We start from the raw sequence: 2,955 nt of genomic DNA on the forward strand, positions 1-2,955 counted from the left end.
CCTAGTATTTTCCATTTTTTTTTGAAAGTCATCGCGCACCTCGCCTCTTTTCGTTTCGGCGCGAGATCGTAAAGTCGTGCGATCGGCAGGGACGACTTCAATGATGGATTTCGCGATTTTCTGGGAATGGCTGAGCTTCGCCGTCCGCTGGCTGCATGTCATCACGGGCATCGCCTGGATCGGCTCATCCTTCTATTTCGTCGCCCTCGACCTTGGCCTTAGGCAGCGTCCAGGCCTGCCTGCAGGCGCCTTTGGCGAGGAATGGCAGGTGCATGGCGGCGGCTTCTACCACATCCAGAAGTATCTGGTGGCGCCGGCCGAAATGCCGGAGCACCTCACCTGGTTCAAATGGGAATCCTACGCCACCTGGATGTCGGGCTTCGCGATGCTCTGCATCGTCTATTATGGCGGCGCCGACCTGTTCCTGATCGACCCCAACGTGCTCAACGTGTCGGCGCCGGTCGGCATCCTGATGTCGCTCGCCACCATCAGCGTCGGCTGGATTGTCTACGATCTGCTTTGCCGTTCGCCGCTCGGCAAGAGCGACACCGGATTGATGCTGGTGCTCTACTGCGTGCTGGTGTTCATCGCCTGGGGGCTGACGCATCTGTTCACCGGCCGCGCCGCCTTCCTGCACCTTGGCGCCATCACCGCCACGATCATGTCGGCCAATGTCTTCATGGTCATCATCCCCAACCAGAAGATCGTCGTCGCCGACCTGATCGCCGGCCGCAAGCCGGACCCGAAATACGGCAAGATCGCCAAGCAGCGCTCGCTGCACAACAACTACCTGACCTTGCCGGTCCTGTTCCTGATGCTGTCGAACCACTATCCGCTGGCGTTCGGCACGCAGTTCAATTGGGTCATCGCCTCGCTGGTGTTCATCATCGGCGTGCTGATCAGGCACTATTTCAACACCCTCCATGCGAGGAAGGGCAATCCGACCTGGACCTGGCTCGGCGCCGCCGTGCTGTTCATGATCATCATCTGGCTGTCGACCGTGCCGAAGGTGCTGACCGGCGAGCCCAAGGTCTCCGCGGCTTCCACCGCGGCCCAGGTCTATATGGCCTCGGCGCATTTCCCGGCGGTGCGCGACACCGTGCTCGGCCGCTGCTCCATGTGCCATGCCGAGGAGCCGGTCTATGAAGGCATCTACCATGCGCCGAAAGGCGTGATGCTCGACACCGATGAGCGCATCGCCGAGCACGCCCGCGAGATCTATTTGCAGGCCGGCCGCGCCCATGCCATGCCGCCCGCCAACGTCAGCCACATAACCGACCAGGAACGGGCGCTGCTGGTGGCCTGGTTCGAAGGCGCCGGAAAGTAAGCATGACATTGAAACTTCTGCGCGGCCGCACGCTCTCCTTCCTGCGCTGGCCGGAAGCGATAGACGACCATTCCGCCTGGCGTTACGAGGAGGATGGCGGGTTGTTGATCGACGGCGGCAAGATCATTGCCGCCGGTCTCTTTGCCAAAGTCTCGAAGAATGCCGGCGCCGGCGTCGAGACGATCGACCATCGCCCGCATCTCATCCTGCCCGGCTTCCTAGACGCGCACGTCCATGTTCCGCAGATGCAGATCATCGCGTCCTACGGCGCGGAACTGCTCGAATGGCTGAACAAATACACCTTCCCGGAGGAAACGAAATTCCAGAACGCGCAGCATGGCCGCCGCATCGCCAGGCTGTTCCTTGACGAAATGCTGCGCCACGGCACGACGACGGTCGTTGCCTACTGCTCGGTGCATAAATCGTCCGCCGAAGCCTTCTTCGCCGAGTCGCATGACCGCAACATGCTCAACATCGCCGGCAAGGTGATGATGGACCGCAACGCGCCGGACGGCGTGCTCGACACGCCGCAGACCGGCTATGACGACACCAAGGCGCTGATCGGCGAATGGCATGGCAAGGGGCGCCAACTTTATGCAATCACGCCGCGCTTCGCCATCACCTCTTCGCCCGAGCAGATGGAGATGGCCGGCGCGCTATGCCGCGAGCATCCCGATCTCCACATGCAGACGCATCTGTCGGAAAACCATGCAGAGATCGCCTTCACCCAGGAGCTCTATCCCTGGTCGCGCGACTATACCGACGTCTATGAGCATTACGGCCTGCTCGGCAAAAAGAGCCTGTTTGGCCACTGCATCCATCTGTCGGAGCGCGAGGCGAATGCGCTTTCGCAATCGGGTTCCGTCGCGGTGTTCTGCCCGACCTCCAATCTTTTCCTCGGTTCGGGCCTGTTCGATTACCAGCGCTACCGCCGCCGCGAGAATCCGCTGAGGATCGCCGCCGCGACCGATGTCGGAGGCGGCACCAACTATTCGATGCTGCGCACCATGGACGAAGGCTACAAGGTGATCGCGCTGAACGGCGAGAAGCTGAACCCGTTCCAGTCTTACTGGCAGCTGACGCGCGGCAATGCCGAAGCCCTGTCGGTCGTGGACAAGGTCGGCACGCTCGATGAAGGCACCGACGCCGACATCGTCGTGCTCGACGCGCGTGCCACGCCGGGAATGCGGCTGAGGATGGAGACGGTGGAAACGCTCGCGGAAGAGCTCTTCCTGTTGCAGACGCTGGGCGATGACCGCGCCGTGCGCGAAGTCTATGTGGCCGGCCGGCCGGCGAAGAGCGCGATAGTTGCATAGCGAATGCGCTCTTCGCTTGACCCCGGGTCAGCCATCGGCCAAAGCGTTCCTCGACATTGACAGGGAACGACATGGCTGCCGCCGACGACATCGCTCTGATCAAGAAACAAGAAGCCACGCTGGTGTTCCCGGCGTTCGACGAGGCAGTGGCCTTCGGGATCGGTTCAGCGATCAGGGACCGGGCGCTGAAGGAAAACCTGCCGATCATCGTCGACATCAGGACTTTCGATCGTCCCCTCTTCTACGCCGCGATGCCCGGCTCCAACGCTTCGAACCCGGATTGGGCGCGGCGCAAGATCAACGTCGTCAAGC

3 protein-coding genes are annotated in these 2,955 nt (G+C 61.8%); all 3 read left to right on the forward strand.

Translation table 11 applies throughout. The features are described 5' to 3' along the window. Positions 1-100 precede the first annotated feature (100 nt). Positions 101-1,327 carry a urate hydroxylase PuuD gene (locus tag Q0L57_RS10580; RefSeq protein WP_296742251.1) on the forward strand — a complete coding sequence of 409 codons (1,227 nt, stop codon included), beginning with the start codon at positions 101-103 and terminating at the stop codon, positions 1,325-1,327. A 2-nt stretch (positions 1,328-1,329) separates the two neighbouring features. Beyond that, positions 1,330-2,643: a guanine deaminase gene (guaD, locus tag Q0L57_RS10585; protein ID WP_296742252.1), complete on the forward strand. Its 1,314-nt coding sequence runs from the start codon at positions 1,330-1,332 to the stop codon at positions 2,641-2,643. A gap of 71 nt (positions 2,644-2,714) precedes the next feature. Beyond that, positions 2,715-2,955: heme-binding protein (locus Q0L57_RS10590; protein ID WP_296742254.1), on the forward strand; the 241-nt coding region annotated here is incomplete at its 3' end.

The sequence above is a fragment of the Mesorhizobium sp. genome, from assembly GCF_024509055.1.
Lineage (GTDB): Bacteria > Pseudomonadota > Alphaproteobacteria > Rhizobiales > Rhizobiaceae > Mesorhizobium.

Bases quoted from the DNA above. Each gene is read 5' to 3' on its own strand.
- Q0L57_RS10580 (WP_296742251.1), top strand. From the start codon at position 101: ATGATGGATTTCGCGATTTTCTGGGAATGGCTGAGCTTCGCCGTCCGC.
- guaD (WP_296742252.1), top strand. From the start codon at position 1,330: ATGACATTGAAACTTCTGCGCGGCCGCACGCTCTCCTTCCTGCGCTGG.